This is a genomic window from uncultured Sphingomonas sp., assembly GCF_913774285.1.
GTDB lineage: Bacteria > Pseudomonadota > Alphaproteobacteria > Sphingomonadales > Sphingomonadaceae > Sphingomonas.
The window spans coordinates 1-15683 of sequence record NZ_CAJYHX010000018.1 but is presented as its reverse complement, the minus strand read 5'-3'; the positions used below and the strand labels follow the sequence as shown (position 1 = coordinate 15683).

General features: G+C 68.1%; 16 protein-coding genes, 1 tRNA gene and 1 other RNA gene. 9 read left to right on the top strand and 9 right to left on the bottom strand.

All coding sequences use genetic code 11. The features are described from left to right. Nucleotides 1-32: 32 nt before the first annotated feature. Nucleotides 33-845, bottom strand: a complete 813-nt coding sequence (locus tag QZ670_RS07715) for a LytTR family DNA-binding domain-containing protein (RefSeq protein ID WP_294253667.1) — start codon at nucleotides 843-845, stop codon at nucleotides 33-35. A gap of 137 nt (nucleotides 846-982) precedes the next feature. Between QZ670_RS07715 and QZ670_RS07710 the strand changes: the two genes are divergently transcribed. Further along, entirely contained in the window at nucleotides 983-1486 is a 504-nt protein-coding gene (locus QZ670_RS07710) for a DUF2306 domain-containing protein (protein WP_294253665.1), read from the top strand. Here QZ670_RS07710 and QZ670_RS07705 read toward each other — a convergent pair. Both QZ670_RS07705 and QZ670_RS07700 read right to left on the bottom strand, forming a co-directional pair. Beyond that, nucleotides 1479-2213 (bottom strand): carbon-nitrogen hydrolase family protein, encoded by a 735-nt coding sequence (locus QZ670_RS07705; protein WP_294253663.1) that lies wholly within the window; start codon nucleotides 2211-2213, stop codon nucleotides 1479-1481. The genes QZ670_RS07710 and QZ670_RS07705 overlap by 8 nt on opposite strands. A gap of 12 nt (nucleotides 2214-2225) precedes the next feature. After that, nucleotides 2226-3692 carry a glycerol kinase gene (locus QZ670_RS07700; protein WP_294253662.1) on the bottom strand — a complete coding sequence of 489 codons (1467 nt, stop codon included), beginning with the start codon at nucleotides 3690-3692 and terminating at the stop codon, nucleotides 2226-2228. Between the two features lie 244 nt (nucleotides 3693-3936). Here QZ670_RS07700 and QZ670_RS07695 point away from each other — a divergent pair, with 244 nt between their 5' ends. From QZ670_RS07695 to QZ670_RS07685, 3 genes are all read left to right on the top strand, one after another. Further along, nucleotides 3937-5043, top strand: a complete 1107-nt coding sequence (locus QZ670_RS07695; protein ID WP_294253777.1) for an AI-2E family transporter — start codon at nucleotides 3937-3939, stop codon at nucleotides 5041-5043. 46 nt (nucleotides 5044-5089) lie between these two features. Continuing rightward, nucleotides 5090-5166: transfer RNA gene (locus QZ670_RS07690), tRNA-Asp, on the top strand. Between the two features lie 84 nt (nucleotides 5167-5250). Further along, nucleotides 5251-6906: a M28 family metallopeptidase gene (locus tag QZ670_RS07685; protein WP_294253660.1), complete on the top strand. Its 1656-nt coding sequence runs from the start codon at nucleotides 5251-5253 to the stop codon at nucleotides 6904-6906. Between the two features lie 41 nt (nucleotides 6907-6947). On the opposite strand, the gene QZ670_RS07680 is transcribed toward QZ670_RS07685, so the two are convergent. The 6 genes from QZ670_RS07680 to QZ670_RS07655 form a co-directional block, all read right to left on the bottom strand. Beyond that, entirely contained in the window at nucleotides 6948-7184 is a 237-nt protein-coding gene (locus QZ670_RS07680) for a hypothetical protein (RefSeq protein WP_294253658.1), read from the bottom strand. 62 nt (nucleotides 7185-7246) lie between these two features. After that, entirely contained in the window at nucleotides 7247-7453 is a 207-nt protein-coding gene (locus tag QZ670_RS07675; RefSeq protein WP_294253776.1) for a DUF2842 domain-containing protein, read from the bottom strand. Continuing rightward, complete coding sequence (locus QZ670_RS07670) at nucleotides 7450-8004, bottom strand: 5-formyltetrahydrofolate cyclo-ligase (protein WP_294253656.1); 555 nt, start codon at nucleotides 8002-8004, stop codon at nucleotides 7450-7452. Before QZ670_RS07670 ends, QZ670_RS07675 begins: the two co-directional genes overlap by 4 nt. Nucleotides 8005-8025: 21 nt before the next feature. Then, nucleotides 8026-8185: non-coding RNA, 6S RNA (gene ssrS / locus QZ670_RS07665), on the bottom strand. A 13-nt stretch (nucleotides 8186-8198) separates the two neighbouring features. Continuing rightward, complete coding sequence (locus QZ670_RS07660) at nucleotides 8199-8507, bottom strand: cell division protein ZapA (RefSeq protein WP_294253654.1); 309 nt, start codon at nucleotides 8505-8507, stop codon at nucleotides 8199-8201. After that, entirely contained in the window at nucleotides 8507-8869 is a 363-nt protein-coding gene (locus tag QZ670_RS07655; protein ID WP_294253652.1) for a hypothetical protein, read from the bottom strand. Before QZ670_RS07655 ends, QZ670_RS07660 begins: the two co-directional genes overlap by 1 nt. On the opposite strand from QZ670_RS07655, the gene tkt reads away from it, so the two are divergent. The 5 genes from tkt (at nucleotide 8870) to thiE (ending at nucleotide 15432) form a co-directional block, all read left to right on the top strand. Beyond that, nucleotides 8870-10837 carry a transketolase gene (gene tkt, locus QZ670_RS07650; protein ID WP_294253650.1) on the top strand — a complete coding sequence of 656 codons (1968 nt, stop codon included), beginning with the start codon at nucleotides 8870-8872 and terminating at the stop codon, nucleotides 10835-10837. Next, nucleotides 10834-11838, top strand: coding sequence for a type I glyceraldehyde-3-phosphate dehydrogenase (gene gap / locus QZ670_RS07645; RefSeq protein WP_294253648.1), 1005 nt, complete (start codon nucleotides 10834-10836; stop codon nucleotides 11836-11838). Before tkt ends, gap begins: the two co-directional genes overlap by 4 nt. Nucleotides 11839-12183: 345 nt before the next feature. Further along, a complete protein-coding gene (locus QZ670_RS07640) occupies nucleotides 12184-13374 on the top strand; it encodes a phosphoglycerate kinase (protein ID WP_294253646.1) in 1191 nt (396 codons plus the stop codon). Between the two features lie 299 nt (nucleotides 13375-13673). Beyond that, entirely contained in the window at nucleotides 13674-14591 is a 918-nt protein-coding gene (locus tag QZ670_RS07635; RefSeq protein WP_294253644.1) for a class I fructose-bisphosphate aldolase, read from the top strand. A gap of 142 nt (nucleotides 14592-14733) precedes the next feature. Then, entirely contained in the window at nucleotides 14734-15432 is a 699-nt protein-coding gene (thiE, locus tag QZ670_RS07630) for a thiamine phosphate synthase (RefSeq protein ID WP_294253642.1), read from the top strand. The last annotated feature ends 251 nt before the right edge of the window (nucleotides 15433-15683 follow it).

The following is a 15683-nucleotide window of genomic DNA, read 5'->3' as shown; positions in this document are numbered from 1 at the left end:
GGGGTACGCCCCCGGGCCGGCCTTTTTTGTCGTCAGGCGGCGGGTGGTTCGTCGCCCAGCCAGCCCTGCGCGCGGAGTTCCGGCACGCTGGCGCGCGCCACCGGGACCTCGCGGCCGTCGACGAGGCGAAGCTTCCAGTTGCGATCCTGGCGGACGGCGCCCGCCACCGCGCGGCGTGCGACCCACCAGCTGCGATGGATGCGCGCGCCATGGCCCTCCAGCTGGACGACGGCATCGCGCATCCGCATCAGCACCAGCGCGCTGCCCTGGGCGGTGTGCACGCGAACATAATGGTCCTCGTTCTCGAGGCAGAGGATCGGCCCACGAAGATGGGGCGGCAGTTGGTCGAGCAGGGCAGGCGCGACCGCTTCCCCGGTCGCATCGACAGCCGCGACCGGTTGTTGATCCGGAAGCGGCGCTTCTGAGGGGGCAGGAGAGGTGTCTGCGGGACCAGGGCGGCGCTCGGCCAGAAGCTGCACGATCGTCACCGTCGCGCCGACGATCAGCGTCTGCAGATAGGCTCCGGCGAGATTGGGGGCCGTCACCGATCGCCAGGCCGGGCCGGCGGCCGCGAAGACGAAGATCATGCTGGTCGGGAAGGCGCCGAGCACGCAGGCGATCGCAATCGCGACGAGCCGCGACATCCCCGTCTGGCGCGCAAGTGCGCTCCCGGCGGCGATCACCGGGCGGAAAAAGGCATAGCCGGTGACGAGGTACAGCGCCCAGTGCAGCAGGCGAGGGCCCAGCGGCGTCGCATAGGAGCCGAACGGCCCGAGCGCCGCCAGCACCAGAATCAGCCCGCCGAGGACGGCCAGCTCTGCAAGCAGCCTGCGCCTGCGGATCACGCGACCTGCCCGTTCGCGGTTCGCGAACGGGACGCCGACGGGCACAGCGCGCCATTTGCGAAACCAAGGCTTCCATTCCCGCAAAGCCGCTCGCCCGCGGCCGGCCATGCGGCATCATGGCTGGAAAGGAGACACTCATGAACGACGTTGCACATCCCGGCTTCGAACTCCCCTCGCGCGACCGGCTGATCGTCGCCCTGGGCGCGATCGCCGGTGGCGCCATCCTGCTGGCCCTCGTCCACGGCCTTGCAAGCGGCGCCGTCGCCCGGTCAAGCGTGCGCAACCTCTGGCTGGCCGTGCACCTCGTCGCCGTGCTGCCGGCGCTCCCGTTGGGCGCCTACGTCCTGCTCCGCCGCAAGGGCGATGCGCTGCACCGCGCCCTGGGCAAGCTCTGGGCGGTGCTGATGCTGGTCACGGCGCTCTCCAGCTTCGGGCTGCGCGGCATGACGGGCAACCTTAGCCCGATCCATCTGCTGTCGGTGGTGGTGCTGGTGATGATCCCGCGCGGCATCCTGCTCGCCCGCCGCCACCGGATCGAGGCGCACCGCCGGGTGATGTCGCTCACCTACCTGGGATTGGCCGTCGCCGGGCTGTTCACCTTGCTTCCCGGGCGGCTGCTCGGCAGCTGGCTGTTCAGCTGACGGTCGGCGCGTCCGGCAGATCGAACGATGCCACGCCTTTCATCAGCTCTGGCACGCGCGCCACAACTTCTCCGGCCGCAGACACGATCGCCGTGCAGCCATAGCTGCGGCAGTCGCCGGCTGCGCCCGCAACATCGGCAGAGACGACCCAGCACCCCGTTTCCCGCGCCCGGGCAGCGAGGTTGGCGAGGCTTCTCGCGCGCCAGCGCTCCGCGGTCTCCGGGCGGAGCAGATTGTTGAGCGGGTAGAGGATCAGCCCGGCCCCCCGGTCCGCCAGCCTCGCGGCCGCTTCCGGGTAATTGGCGTCGTTGCAGATGTTGATCCCGTAGCGCAGGCCCGATCGCGCGAAGACCGGAAAGTCGGAGCCCGGCGTGACGCCCGCTTCGTTCGGATGCGCCTTGGCATAGCGCCCGACCACCCGCCCGTTCTCGATCACGACGGCGGAATTGATAACTTGCTCGCCCAAGGTCTCGAACGTGCCCAGAACCAGCGTCGAGGAAAAATCCGCGATCCGTGCGCACAATGCCGGCAGGGCGCGTTCGCTGGCGACGTTGGCGCGCGCCCGGATCACCACGGCGTCATAGCTATGGCCGAGCAGCCACGCTTCGGGAAACAGCAGCAGGTCGACGCCCTGGGAATCGGCCCAGCGCAGCCGCTCGGCGATGATCGCGCATGTCCGTTCGGCATCGTCGAACACGGGTCGACACTGGACCGCGGCAATGCGCATCGGAAGCGGCGATCAGTCGCCGGCGAGCACGCGGGTGATCGCATCGCGCCAGCCCGACAGCCGCGCCGCGCGAACGTCCGGCTCCATCTGCGGCTCGAACGTCCGGATCGTACCGCGCATCATCGCCGCGTCGTCCAGGCTGTCGAACATGCCGCAGCCGAGCCCGGCCAGCATCGCGGCGCCCAGCGCGGTGGTCTCCGCGAAATCGGGCCGGTCTACGGGGAGGGCGAGCATGTCGGCCAGGTCCTGCGCGATCCAGTCGTTGGTGATCATGCCGCCGTCGACGCGCAAGCGGCCCCATTGTGCGCCGTCCGCGGCGAAGGCGGTCTCGAGGTCGTGGCTCTGGTGCGCCATCGCCTCCAGCGCCGCGCGGACGATATGCGCGCGGCCCGCCGAGAAGCTGAGGCCCGAAATCGCTGCGCGCGCTTCCGGCTGCCACCAGGGCGCGCCAAGGCCGGTGAGGGCCGGCACGCAGTAGACGCCGCCATTGTCCGGCACCGAGCGCGCCACCGCCTCGCTCTCCGCCGCGGTCGCGATCAGCCCCAGCGAATCGCGCAGCCACTGGACGAGGCTGCCCGCGACGAACACCGATCCTTCCAGCGCATAGGTGCGGCGCCCGCCGAGCTGCCACAGCACGGTCGACAGCAGCCGGTGCCGCGAGCGCGGCTGGCGCGCGCCGGCATTGGTTAGCACGAAGGCGCCGGTACCATAGGTCGCCTTGGTGTCGCCGGGGGTGAGGCAGGCTTGGCCGATCGTCGCCGCCTGCTGGTCGCCTACGAGCCCGCAGAGCGGGATCGCGCCGCCGAACGCCTTGGTCACCCCGAAGCGGCCGGCGCAGTCGACGATCTCGGGCAGCGCGGCGCGCGGTACACCGAACTGGTCGACCAGCCCGTCGCTCCAGCCGCCACTTCCCAGGCCCATCAGCAGCGTGCGCGAGGCGTTGGTGGCGTCGGTGATGTGCAGCCCGCCGGTGAGCTTCCACACCAGCCAGCTCTCCACCGTGCCGATTGCCAGTCGTTCGCCTGCAGCCCTGAGCTGCGGCCAGTGCTCCATCGCCCAGGCGATCTTGGTGCCGGAAAAATAGGGATCGAGCAGCAGCCCGGTGCGCGCCTGGATGCCGGGTTCGTCGCCCGCTTCGCGCATCGCCTGGCACAGGGCTGCGGTGCGACGGTCCTGCCAGCTGATCGCCGGGGCGAGCGGCTCGCCGGTCGCCTTGTCCCAGAACACCACCGTCTCGCGCTGGTTGGTGATGCCGATCGCGGCGATCCGCTGCGGACCGCCCGCCAGCGTCACCATCGCCGCGGCGCACGCATGGCTCTGCCGCCAGATCTCGCCCGCGTCGTGCTCGACCAGGCCGGGGCCCGGATAATGCTGCGTCAGTTCTGCAGATCTACTCGCAACACATTGTCCGGAAGGCGCGAAGAGCATCGCCCGAGTCGAGGTGGTGCCCTCGTCGATCACCAGAAGCAATTCGGCCATGCAATTGAGGCTAGCTGGCAACACATGCCGCCGCAATTGCGCCGTGTTAGGGCCGCGCATTGCCGCAACACGATCACGCCTCTACACTGTACCAGAAAGGGATTGCCGCGTGGACCAGCGTACCGGGATGATGGGTGCAGACGATGGCGGGGCGGGGGGCGTTCCCGATCCGATCGCGGCCGCCGACCTGCCCGAGGACTGGGAGGGCGAGGAGCCGGTACCCAGCCTGCGCCGCGACCGGCTGATGGCCGCGCTGGTGCTGATCGCCGGCATGGGGCTGGTGCTGGCGCTGCCCTTCGCGCTCCAGGCGGGCGCGCGCTTCTTCCTGCCGGTCACCGCCTCGCTGGTGATCGCGATCGCGCTGGTGCCTTTCCTGGAATGGCTGGAGCGGCACCGGCTGCCCGCACCGATCGCCGCGTTCATCTGCGTGCTGCTGTTCCTGACCGCGGCCAATGTCGCGCTCGCCTCGATCGTGGTACCGGCCTGGCAGTGGATCCGCCGGCTCCCCGAGAGCATCCCCAAGATCCAGCACAATCTCGAACCGCTGATCCGCTTCTATTCCAACCTCGAGCGGTTCGTGAACAAGACGCTGAACAACTTCGCCTCCGCGCCGGTGCGCCAGCCGGTGGTGCAGACCGCGCAGCCACCGACGTCGCTGATGGACCTGTTCACCACCTCGGCGCCGTCGGCGCTGATCGAGATGTTCTTCGCGATCCTCGTCATCTACTTCTTCCTCGCCGGCTGGACCCGGCTGCGCCGCCGCGCGATCACCAGCCGCGCCAGCTTCGGCGGCGCGATGGCAACCGCGCGGGTGATCCAGGACGTTGTCGACGATACCTCGGCCTATCTGGGCACGATCACGCTGATCAACGTCACCCTGGGCCTGATCGTCGCCGGCGCACTCTGGCTGATGGGCATGCCGACGCCGCTGATGTGGGGCGGCCTCGTCGCGCTGCTCAACTATATCCCCTATATCGGCCCGGTGATCGCCGCGCTGCTGCTCGCGGTGGGCGGGCTGATGTCCTATGCCGATATCGGCACGGCGATGGTGCCGCCGGCGATCATGATCGCGGCGCATCTCGTCGAGGCGAACGTCGTCACCCCGCTGATCGTCGGCCACCGGCTGACCATCAACCCGATCATGATCCTGATCTCGCTGAGCTTCTGGGGCTGGGTGTGGGGCACCACCGGTGCGCTGCTGGCGGTGCCGCTGCTGATCATCATCCAGACCGTGCTCAACGCCGCGGGCAAGCCCGACATCGCCGGATTCCTGTTCGAGCAGGGCACGCTCGTACGCGATCCTTCGGACATTCGTTCGCGTCGTCGCGCGAACCTCGATCAATCCGGTTGACAGCCTGAAAACACGCGGCTAGGTGCCGCCTCCTCGCTTGGCTCAAGCGGGTGTAGCTCAGTTGGTTAGAGCGCCGGCCTGTCACGCCGGAGGTCGCGGGTTCGAGCCCCGTCACTCGCGCCATGCGGCGCATCTCCTCGGAAAAGAGGACCATGCGCGCAGGCCGGGCCTTTGCAGGCCCTCCTGTTTCTGCGCTAAGCCATTGCGATGATCCGCATGCCCGCTCGCGCCGCCGCGCTCTCCGCGCTTTTCCTCGCCACCACCGCATTCCCGGCCTCGGCGCAGATCGCTGCCGATTCGAAGCGAATCGAACAGACCGTCCGCACGATGGCGTCGGATGCGTTCGAAGGTCGTGCGCCCGGCACGCGCGGAGAGGATCGCACCCTCGGCTATCTGGTCGCGCGATTCGAGGCGCTGGGGCTGGAGCCGGCCGGTCCGGACGGCCAGTGGCTGCAGAAGGTGCCGCTGCTCCACACCCGCCTCGGCGCGCCCGCAACGCTTCGATTCGACGGCCCCAAGGGCGCGATGCCGGTCGAGCAGTCCAAGGACCTCTACGTCTCGACGATTCGCCCCGATGCCGCTGCCCGAATCGCGAACGCGCCGGTTGTCTTCGTCGGCTATGGCGTCACCGCGCCCGAGCGCCAGTGGGACGATTTCAAGGGCGTCGACCTGAAGGGCAAGGTCGCGGTGTTCCTGGTCAACGATCCCGATTTCTCGGCTGGGCAAGGCGAGGCGGTCGCCGGCAAGTTCGGCGGGCGGACGATGACCTATTATGGCCGCTGGACCTACAAGTTCGAGGAAGCCGCCCGGCGCGGCGCGGTCGCCGCGCTGATTGTCCATGACACGCCCGGGGCCGGCTATGGCTGGAACGTGGTGATCAGCAGCGGCGGCGAAAATTACGACATCGTCCGCAAGCCCGAGGACCTGACGAGCGTGGCGCTGCAGGGCTGGCTGGAGGGCGGGGCGGCGACGCGGCTGTTCGCGGCCGCCGGGCTAGATCTGGCCAAGCTGCGCATCGAGGCGCGCAAGGCGAGCTTCCGGCCGGTGCCGCTGGAAGGCGTGCGCTTCACCGCGGACGTGCCGGTCACCGCCGAGCAGGTCGACAGCTACAATGTGCTCGCCAAGATCCCCGGCAGCGAGCGGCCCGACGAGGCGGTGATGTTCGGCGCCCACTGGGATGCGTACGGCGTCGGCAAGCCCGACGCGAAGGGCCGCATCTACCGCGCGGGCGCCAATGACGACGCGCTGGGCATTGCCGGGCTGCTGGAGATCGCCCGGAGCATGAAGGCGGGGCCGGCGCCGAAGCGCAGCGTCGTCTTCGCGGCCTGGACGGCCGAGGAGCGCGGGCTGCTCGGCTCACTCTATTATACCCAGCACCCGGTGGTGCCGATGGCCAAGACCGTCGCCAATCTGACGCTCGACATCCTGCAGACCGCAGGGCTCGCCAACGACGTGGTGCTGGTCGGCAAGGGCCAGAACACGCTGGAGGACGACATGGCCCGCGTGGCAGCGACGCAAGGCCGGCGGGTGACGCCCGAGGGGCTGCCCGAGCGCGGGCTGTTCTACCGCGCGGATCACTTCTCCTTCGCCAAGCAGGGCGTGCCGACGCTGCTCCTGATGGGCATCGCCGGGGCCTCGGATCTCAAGCAGGGCGGGGTGGTGGCCGGGCAGGCTTGGATCGATGCCTATACCGGGCAGTGCTACCATCAGGCCTGCGATGCCTGGGGGCCGGACTGGAACCTCACGGGCGCGGTGCAGGACATCGACCTGCTCGGCACGATCGGGGCGGAGCTGGCGAATGGGGCGGCCTGGCCGACGTGGAAGGCAGGGTCCGAGTTCAAGGCGATCCGCGAGCGGAAGTGATTTCTCGCGCCGCCGTACGCGGCGGCGCGAACGCCATGCGGTCAGAAAATTTTGGCGCCCGATAGAAGGAGCAACAAGAAGCCCAGAAGACCCGCGGGATACAGGACGGGGAGGGCGGTAAGCAGCAGCCACCATCGCCGCTGCCAGCGCAGCACGCACCCGACACAGACCGCCCAGCCCGCGACGGCGAGCCAGTAGATCGGCGAGAGCGGCCACAGCAGGGGGGCGAGCCAGCTCCGTTCCGAAACCATGGCGTAGAGGGGCACGATCAATGCCATGACGACTGCGATGCCGATCAGCCAATTGCAGAGAGACCGGGTCCTGCTAGCCAGCCGTGTTCCTATCGCCAGCGCCCCGTCTCCATCCACCGTAGCAGCGGCTTGAGCGGCAGGATCCAGACGATCCCCAGCGCCAGGTAGATCAGCGTCTGCACCAGGATCGGCAGCCGTCCGATCTGCCCGGAGAAGCTCGCGACGAGCACCACCCACACCAGGATCAGCCCGACGATCGCCAGCGCGCCGGCGGGTTTGCGCCAGCTGGGGTTCATGGCTCGGCGTGCCACAGCATGCCCTGCTCGGTCACCACGGCGTGGAGCGGCACGTCCCAGATATCGGCGGGAAGGGCAGGAACCTCCTGCGCGGACCAGGCGACGCCCACTCGCCACGCCTTTTCGAAGCGGGCAAAGGCGCGGTCATAATGCCCGGCACCCTGGCCGAGGCGGTTGAGCCGCGGGTCATAACCGATCAGCGGCGTCAGGATCACGTCCGGCGCGACTTCGGGGCTGGCCGCATCCGGCTGGCGCAGCCCGAACGGCCCGGCGACCAGCGGTGCGCCCATTTCCCAGGCGAGGAAGCGGATCGGCGCGGCGCGGTCGATGACATGGGGGAGCGCCAGCGCACAGCCGCGCTCGGCGGCGGCGGCGGCGAGCTGGGTCGGATCGGCCTCGCTGCCCACCGGGCAATAGGTGGCGACGACCATCGCCGGCGCCAGCCGTTCGACGAACGCTTCCGGTGCGCGAATCGCGGTACTCGACTCGGCGGCGAACAGGTCGCGGGCGGCGCGAAGTCGCGCGCGAAGGGCGGGCTTGTCGCTCAGCATCGGTTTCGCGGGCAAGGTGTGACGGGAACCACCATGGGCCGTTGGCCTGAATATCCACCGACGCACAGAACGTCAGGTGGGAACCATGTGTTGCAGACCAGGATCTGCACAGGGACAGCTCCCATGGATGAAGATTATAGCCTCAGGGATAATTGCTAAGGCTCGCACCGGGCAGTTCCCGCCACAGCTCTAATCTAGGACGTCGCGTCGCTTTCCTCAAGGGCCGATGCGACAGCCTCCAGCCGATCGGCGATCCGCTCGAGCAGTTCGTCGGGAACGGCGGGGGCTGGCGCGGGCTTCTTCTCCGCTTCGTCGAGCGCATCGGCGAGGATCAGCGCGAGATAGAGCAGCGTGCGCTCGCCGCTTTGCCCGCCGGCTGCGCGCAGTGCGGCGTCGGCATGGCTGCCGATGCGCGCCTCCAGTTCGCGCAGATGCGGCATGTCCTCGTCGCGGGCGGACACCGAATAGCTGCGCCCGGCGACCTGGAGGGTGATCTCCGCCATCAGCCCTGCTCCTCTTCGGCCGTATCCGCGTCATCGCCGGCCAGCTGCGCTTCCAGCTCGCGTTCGCGGGCGATCAGCGTATCCAGATCGACCAGCGCCGACTCGATCCGCGCGCGCAGCGTCGCGTTGCGGGTTTCGAGCTTCGCGCGCGCCTGCGTCTGTGCGGCCGCGGCGACTTCGATACGCTTCAGAGCCCGTTCGATACGATCTGATACAAGGTCGGACATTATCCTGTCGGATAGCATGGTTCGCCGCAGCGGCAAGGGCAGCACGGTTAACGCAGGTCGTAACGCCTGCGCCGAACGGTTGACGGCGGGGCCCCATGCTTCCAAAGGCGTGCGCGACCAGACGGGGAATATCACGTGACAGCATCCTTCGCCGATTGCGCCAACGCCATTCGCGCGCTTTCCATGGACGCGGTTGAGGCCGCCAATTCGGGTCACCCCGGCATGCCGATGGGCATGGCCGACGTCGCGACCGTCCTCTTCCAGCGTTATCTCAAGTTCGATCCGGCGGACCCCGCCTGGCCCGATCGCGACCGCTTCGTGCTGTCGGCCGGCCATGGCTCGATGCTGCTCTATTCGCTGCTGCACCTGACCGGCTATGCCCGCCCGACGCTGGAAGACATCAAGAACTTCCGCCAGATCGGCAGCCCCTGCGCCGGCCATCCCGAGAATTTTGAGTTGCCGGGCGTCGAGTGCACCACCGGCCCGCTGGGCCAGGGCCTGGCCATGGCGGTCGGCATGGCGATCGCCGAGCGGCACCTGAACGCGACCTTCGGCGACGATCTGGTCGATCACCGCACCTGGGTGATCGCCGGCGACGGCTGCCTGATGGAGGGCATCAACCACGAAGCGATCGGCATTGCCGGGCACCTCAAGCTCAACCGCCTGGTCGTGCTGTGGGACGACAACAACATCACCATCGACGGCCCGGTCTCGCTCTCCTCGGTCGAGGACATTCCGGCGCGCTACCGTGCCACCGGCTGGCACGTCGTCGAATGCGACGGCCATGACGAGGCCGACATCGTCCGCGCGCTCGACGAAGCGGTCGCCAGCGACAAGCCGGTGCTGGTCAAGTGCCGCACCATCATCGGCAAGGGCGCGCCCAACAAGCAGGGCTCGTCCAAGGTCCACGGGTCGCCGCTGGGCAAGGACGAGATCGCCGCGGCGCGCACCGCGCTCGGTTGGAACCACCCGGCGTTCGAAATCCCGCAGGACATCCGCGACGCCTGGCTTGCCGCCGGTACCCGCGGTGCCGCATCGCACGCCGCCTGGGCCGAGCGCCTGGCCGGGCACCCCGATCGCCTCGGCTGGGAACGCCGCGGCGACGTGCAGCCGAACCTGCTCCAGCCGCATGTCCAGAGCCTGCTCGCCAACCCGCAGAAGGTCGCGACCCGCAAGGCGTCCGAGCTCGCGCTGGAGGCGGTCAACGCGATCCTCGACGAGACGATCGGCGGCTCGGCCGACCTCACCGGCTCGAACAACACGCTGACCAAGGGGCTGCAGCGGCTCGATGCGGACAATTACGGCGGCCGCTACGTCAATTACGGCATCCGCGAGTTCGGCATGGCCGCCGCGATGAACGGCATGGCGCTGCATGGCGGCGTGATCCCCTATGGCGGCACCTTCCTGGTCTTCGCCGACTATGCCCGTGCGGCGATCCGCCTCTCAGCGCTCCAGCATGCCCGCGTCGTCTATGTGATGACGCATGACTCGATCGGCCTCGGCGAGGACGGCCCGACCCACCAGCCGGTCGAGCATCTGATGAGCCTGCGCGTGATCCCCAACCTCGACGTGTGGCGCCCGTGCGACGTCGTCGAGACGGCGGAGGCGTGGGAAGCCGCGCTCGCCAAGACCGACGGCCCGTCGCTGATCGCGCTCAGCCGCCAGAACCTGCCGCAGCTGCGCACCGAAGCCGCCGAGAACCGCTCGGCCCGCGGCGCCTACGCGCTGCTGGAGGCGGAGGCTCCCCGCAAGGTGGTGCTGCTCGCCACCGGCTCGGAAGTCGAGATCGCCGTGGCGGTCCGTGCGGCGCTGGAAGCCCAGGGCATCGGCGCCGACGTGGTTTCTGTCCCATGCTTCGAGCGCTTCGATGCGCAGGATGCCGGCTACAAGCGTGACATCCTGCCGCAGGATGCACTCAAGGTATCGATCGAGGCGGGCACCACTTTCGGTTGGGAGCGCTATACCGGCACCGAGGGTTTGCGCTTCGGCGTGGATGGTTTCGGCGCTTCGGGTCCCTATCTAAAGCTCTACGAACATTTCGGTCTTACTGCGGACGCCATCGTCCCGCAGATCCTCGCTAAGCTGAACGGAGAACAGGCATGACGAAGGTTGCGATCAACGGTTTCGGACGTATCGGCCGTTTGGTGGCACGCGCGATCCTCGAGCGCCCCGAAAGCGGCCTCGAGCTGGTCACGATCAACGACCTCTCGGACGCGAAGTCGAACGCCTGGCTGTTCTCGCGCGATAGCGTGCATGGCAAGTATCCGGGCACGGTCGAGGCCGACGGCAACGACATCGTCGTCGACGGCAAGCGCATCAAGGTGACCGCCGAGCGCGATCCCGCCAACCTGCCGCACGCCGAGAACGGCGTCGACATCGTGCTCGAGTGCACCGGCTTCTTCACCAAGCGCGAAGACGCCCAGAAGCATATCGACGCGGGCGCCAAGAAGGTGCTGATCTCGGCCCCGGGCAAGAATGTCGATCTCACCGTCGTCTACGGCGTGAACCACGACAAGCTGACCGCCGAGCACACCATCGTCTCGAACGCTTCGTGCACCACCAACTGCCTGGCGCCGGTCGCCAAGGTGCTCAACGACGCGATCGGCATCGAGCGCGGCCTGATGACCACGGTGCACGCCTATACCAACGACCAGAAGATCCTCGACCAGATCCACCCGGACCTGCGCCGTGCGCGCGCTGCCGCGATGTCGATCATCCCGACCACGACCGGCGCCGCCCGCGCGGTGGGCGAGGTGCTGCCGGAGCTGAAGGGCAAGCTCGACGGTTCGGCCGTCCGCGTGCCGGTGCCGGACGGCAGCCTCGTCGACCTGACCTTCATGCCGGGCCGCGACACCAGTGTCGAGGAAGTCAACGCGGTGCTGAAGGCGGCGTCGGAGAGCGGCCCGCTCAAGGGCGTGCTGGTCTACACCGCCGATCCGATCGTTTCGGCCGACATCGTCCACACGCCGGCATCGTCGACCGTCGACAGCCTGGAAACCGCGGTGATCGACGGCAAGCTGGTCCGCGTGGTCAGCTGGTACGACAACGAATGGGGCTTCTCCAACCGCATGGTCGACACCGCGACCGTGATGGCGGGGTTCTAAGACGGAAGTCCTCCGCTGAAGCGGGGGACTACCAAATTCCCCCTCCCGCGTGCGGGAGGGGCTAGGGGAGGGGAGGACGGCTGCACGGCCTGCAGCCCCTCCCATCTTCAAAGCGGCCGTAGCGTCGCTGGGTAGCTCCTCTTCTGTCATCCCGGCGAAAGCCGGGATCCATTCGCCACTCCGGCGAAGCAGGAGCCAAGAAGTTCAGGCCAATGGATCCCGGCTTTCGCGGGATGACGCTGGTGGAACGGGGGCGGCACGGCGACCAACGGCACAAGCGCAGGGTGCGAGCGCTCCGCCATCAGGCTGCCGCTCGCGCAGATTTTCAAACGCGAGGGGTTCAGCATGGCGCGCAGTTTCAAGACGCTCGACGACATGGGCGATATCACCGGCAAGCGGGTGCTGGTCCGCGAGGACCTCAACGTGCCGATGGCCGACGGCAAGGTGAGCGACGACACGCGCTTCCGCGCCGCGATCCAGACTGTTGCCGAACTCGCCGACAAGGGCGCCAAGGTGCTGGTCCTCGCGCATTTCGGCCGCCCCAAGGGCGTGCCCAGCGCGGAGCTGTCGCTCGCCCAGGTGGTGAAGCCGTTCGAGCAGGTGCTGGGCCGCCCGGTCCGCTATATCGACTGGGACGGCGATGCCGCCTCAGTCGCGACGCTGAACGACGGCGACATCGCACTGCTCGAGAACACCCGCTTCTTCGGCGGCGAGGAAAAGAACGACCCGACGGTGGTCGATCGCTTTGCCGCGCTCGGCGATCTCTATGTCAACGACGCCTTCTCGGCCGCGCACCGCGCCCACGCCTCGACCGAAGGCCTCGCCCACAAGCTGCCCGCCTTTGCCGGCCGCCAGATGGAAGCCGAACTCGACGCGCTCGACAAGGCGCTCGGCAATCCCGAGCATCCGGTCGCGGCGGTGGTCGGCGGCGCCAAGGTCTCGACCAAGCTCGACGTGCTCAAGCACCTCGTCGCCAAGGTGGATCACCTGATCATCGGCGGCGGCATGGCCAACACCTTCCTCGCCGCGCGCGGTGTCGATGTCGGCAAGAGCCTGTGCGAGCATGACCTGACCGGCACCGCCGAAGAGATCATGGATGCCGCAGACGCGGCCGGCTGCACCGTGCACCTGCCGTACGACGTGGTGGTGGCGAAGGAATTCCGTGCCAACCCGCCGGTCCGCACCGTCAACGTCCATGAAGTCGCGGCGGACGAGATGATCCTCGACGTCGGCCCCGCCGCCACCGAGGCGCTCGCCGACGTGCTCAAGACCTGCAAGACGCTGGTGTGGAACGGCCCGCTCGGCGCGTTCGAGATCCCGCCCTTCGATGCGGCGACCGTCTCGCTCGCCCGCACCGCGGCGGCGCTCACCAAGGAAGGCCAGCTCGTCTCGGTCGCCGGCGGCGGCGACACGGTCGCGGCGCTCAACCAGGCCGGCGTCGGCGGCGAGTTCAGCTTCGTCTCGACCGCAGGCGGCGCCTTCCTGGAATGGATGGAAGGCAAGGAACTCCCCGGCGTCGCCGCCCTCGCTCGCTAAGTCAGGCAATACCCATGGCGAAGGGCGGGACGCGACTGCGCTCCCGCCCTTTTCTTTTGCAACGACGGTACAGCGATTCTCTCACCCGTCCTGGGCGGAGGATGGTCGGGTGCAGTGGTATCGCTTCAATAAGACAGCTTCTACGAACCAAAGGAATACCAATCACCTGGCAGGTAACGGAGCTGTTACGCAGCTGCGGAAATAGTTTTGCTCCGCAGCAACTCGGCAACGTTGTCAGCCTTTTCGTAAGGGAAGGGGCGCGATACGGACCCCTCGGTATCACCATCCAGAGGGACATCATGGGCATCACACCGGCCGTCAAAGCGATCCTCGACAATTACGGCTCCGACAATCCGGGCGTGAAGGCGAACCTCGCGCGCATCCTGATGCAGGGCAAGCTGGGCGGCACCGGCAAGCTGATCATCCTGCCGGTGGACCAGGGTTTCGAGCATGGGCCCGCGCGCAGCTTCTCGGTCAATCCCGACGCCTATGATCCGCACTACCACTTCCAGCTCGCGATCGACGCGGGCCTCTCGGCCTATGCCGCCCCGCTCGGCATGATCGAGGCCGGGGCCGACACCTTCGCCGGCCAGATCCCGACCATCCTCAAGGTCAACAGCTCGAACAGCTGGGCGACCGGCATCGACCAGGCGGTGACCGGCGGCGTCGACGATGCGCTGCGCCTCGGCTGCTCGGCGATCGGCTTCACCATCTATCCGGGCGCCGACGGCGTGTTCGAGATGATGGAGGAGATCAAGGAAATGCGCGCCCAGGCCGCCTCGGTCGGCATCGCGACGGTGATCTGGTCCTATCCGCGCGGCGGCAAGCTCAGCAAGGAAGGCGAACTGGCGCTCGATGTCGGCGCCTATGCCGCGCACATGGCGGCGCTGCTCGGCGCGCACATCATCAAGGTCAAGCTGCCTGCCGCGAACATCGAGCAGGCCGAGGCCAAGAAGCTCTATGAGGGCACCGACTGGTCCAACCAGGCCGACCGCGTGCGCCATGTCGTGCAGAGCTGCTTCGCCGGCCGCCGTATCGTCGTCTTCTCGGGCGGCGCGTCCAAGGGCGCGGATGCGGTGTACCAGGACGCCCGCGACATTCTCGCCGGCGGCGGCAACGGCTCGATCATCGGCCGCAACACCTTCCAGCGCCCGCGCGCCGAAGCGCTGGCGATGCTCGACAAGCTGGTAGCGATCTACAAGGGCGAGGAGGCCTGAAACCTGCCCCGGCGGCGCCGACGGGTTCGCCCGGACGGCGCCGCCGCATAACTGCCGCTGCTTGACCCCGACGGACAGGGGGTGGAAGGCCCGCCGACAAAGGCGGTAGAGTTCCGCCGACATTTCAGCAGCGGAGTACACAATGTCCGATCCCTTCGACGATCTCGAAGACGAAGCGAACCTCGAAGGCTTTGCCGAGAAATTCGTCCGCGACGATCGTCGCCCGCCCTGCCAGCTCTATCTGATCTCGCCGCTCGACGTGACCGGTGGCTTTGCCGATCGCCTGCGCCGCGCGCTCGATGCCGGCCCGGTGGCCGCCTTCCAGTTCCGGGTGAAGGATGTCGACCAGCACCAGGCCGCCAAGCTCGCCGAGCCGCTCCAGCGTATCTGCGCCGATGCCGAGGTCGCCTTCATCGTCAACGACAGCGTCAGCCTCGCCAAGCGTCTCGGCGCCGACGGCGTGCATCTGGGTCAGGGGGACGGCGATGCCCGCGAGGCGCGCGTGATCCTCGGCCCCAACGTCCAGATCGGCGTGACCTGCCACGACAGCCGGCACCTGGCGATGGAAGCAGGGGAGGCGGGGGCCGACTATGTCGCGTTCGGCGCCTTCTATCCGACCAGCACCAAGACGACGGAGCATCGCCCCGAGCCGGTGATCCTGTCCTGGTGGTCGGCGCTGTTCGAAATCCCCTGCGTCGCAATCGGCGGGATCACCCCGGCCAATGCGGCACCCCTGGTGCAGGCGGGCGCGGACTTCCTCGCGGTCAGCCATGCCGTGTGGGGTGGGGATGAAGCCGAAGCGGTGCGTGCCTTTGCCGCGATTCAGGGAATGCAGGGCTGATTCTGGGGAGATTCGCCCCTGATTCGGCGGGAATGGTCATCAAACGGTCATTCCCGCCGGGACCATGTGGGCTCAAAAAGCGCGGATTTCCGCCATTTTCCGGGGATCTGTCACGAAAACGACAGAAAGTTTCATTTTCTCGTTGACGGGTGGGGGGCTCGGGCATAGAAGCCACTCCACCGACGCGGTGCTCCACACCGGAACGCAGCGACGGTCACCGAAATTCAGGCGCAGCGGCCGCCCCGAGAAAA